The 1,806-nt window shown below is 62.8% G+C and carries 1 protein-coding gene and 1 pseudogene; one reads left to right on the plus strand and one right to left on the minus strand.

All coding sequences use genetic code 11. The annotated features are described in order from the left end of the window. A pseudogene (locus tag EN991_RS34760) lies at positions 1–412 on the plus strand (SDR family NAD(P)-dependent oxidoreductase); the annotation flags it as partial. 185 nt (positions 413–597) lie between these two features. Here EN991_RS34760 and EN991_RS34765 read toward each other — a convergent pair. Further along, the coding region (locus EN991_RS34765) for a KUP/HAK/KT family potassium transporter (RefSeq protein ID WP_206519316.1) at positions 598–1,806 on the minus strand (1,209 nt) is incomplete at its 5' end.

The raw sequence follows: 1,806 nt of genomic DNA on the forward strand, positions 1-1,806 counted from the left end.
GATCGCCTCGGGAAAATGGTACACGTCGGCCGGCGACGGGCGCATTGCCCACGGTGCGCGCGACGACATGGCAGCGGCGATCGCCGCCAGCCTCGCTGGCGCTTCAAACGAAAGCAAGACCTACACCTTGACCGGTCCGCACGCCTACACCACGGCAGAGATTGCCGCCCTGGTAAGCGAGGTCACCGGCAAGTCGCTCGATGTCCTGCAGGTTCCGGATGAAGCGCTCACCGAAGGGGTAAAGGCATCAGGCGTTCCCGAGGATTTTGCTGAAGTCATCGTGTCCTTCGACGTCAACACGCGCTCCGGCCGCATCCCCATGGTGACCGACGCGATCGAGACGCTTTCCGGCCGCAAGCCAAAAACGCTGAAGCAGTTCCTCGAGGCGAACAAGGCCGCGCTGGCCGGTTGAAGCGGAGTGACATGGACTGTGCCGCAAGACACAGCTCATTCGCCAGGACATATCGAGATTCAGGTCAGGCTGGACCGAGAATGTGGGTTCCGAGAACCGGAACGGAGCGGACACTTGGTCCGTGAGTACCGGAAGCGCAGGAACCTGCCGTTCGCAGGCCGGCCTCACCTGAATATCGGCATGTCCTAGATGGCCACCTGAGTGCCGATCTCCACCACGCGCCCGGTCGGGATCTGGAAATACTCCGTCGCGTCGGCCGCCGTGCGCGCCAGGCCGATGAACAGCCGGTCCTGCCACACCGGCATGCCGGAATTGGGCGAGGCCTTGAGCGAACGCCGCGACAGGAAGAACGAAGTCGTCATGATGTCGAATTTCCAGCCCTGCTTGCGGCAGATCGCCAGCGCGCGCGGGATGTTGGGCTGCTCCATGTAGCCGAAGGTCAGAGTCACGCGCATGAACAGCTCGTTGACCGTCTCCATCTTGACCCGGTCGCTGTCGGGCACCACCGGCTGCGGCGCGGTCACCACTGAAAGGATGACGTTCTGCTCATGCAGCACCTTGTAGTGCTTCAGGCTGTGCATCAGTGCGGTTGGCGCGCTGAGCGGATCGCTGGTCAGGAACACGGCGGTGCCTGACACCAGCTGCGGCTTCTTCTTCAACAGATTGCCGGCGAGGAAATCGAGCGGGATCTCGTTGCGGCGGGTCTTGTCGAACAGATAGCGGCTGCCGCGCACCCAGGTCCACATGGCCAGCACAATGGTGAAGGCAACGGCCAGCGATGCCCAGCCGCCCTCAAACACCTTGACGATGTTGGAGGCAAAGAAACCGACGTCGATGAAGCCGAACAGCGCCGTCAGCGAGACCGCCAGCCACAGCTTCCATTTCCAGATCCGCGTCATGACCACAAACAACAGCACCGTGGTCACCAGCATGTTGCCGGTCACCGAGATGCCGTAGGCCGATGCCAGCCTGCTGGACTCGCCGAAGCCCACCACCAGCATCATCACCACCAGCGCCAGCAGCAGGTTGACGCGCGGCATGTAGATCTGGCCGGACTGTTTCTCCGACGTATGCAGAATTTCCAGGCGCGGCAGCATATTGAGCTGCACCGCCTGCCTGGTCAACGAGAAGGCGCCCGAGATCACCGCCTGGCTGGCGATGACCGTGGCGGCGGTCGCCAGCACGACCATCGGGATCAGCGTCCAGCCTTCATTCATTTCGAAGAACGGATGGCCGACGACGCCGTTCTTGGCCAGCACGAAAGCGCCCTGCCCGGCATAATTGAGCAGCAGGCACGGAAACACGACCCACAGCCAGGCGAGCACGATCGGCTTGCGGCCGAAATGGCCGAGATCCGCATAGAGCGCCTCGGCGCCGGTCACGGCGAGGAAGAT

The organism is Mesorhizobium sp. M7A.F.Ca.US.005.03.2.1 (assembly GCF_003997795.1).
GTDB classification, from domain to species: domain Bacteria; phylum Pseudomonadota; class Alphaproteobacteria; order Rhizobiales; family Rhizobiaceae; genus Mesorhizobium; species Mesorhizobium ciceri.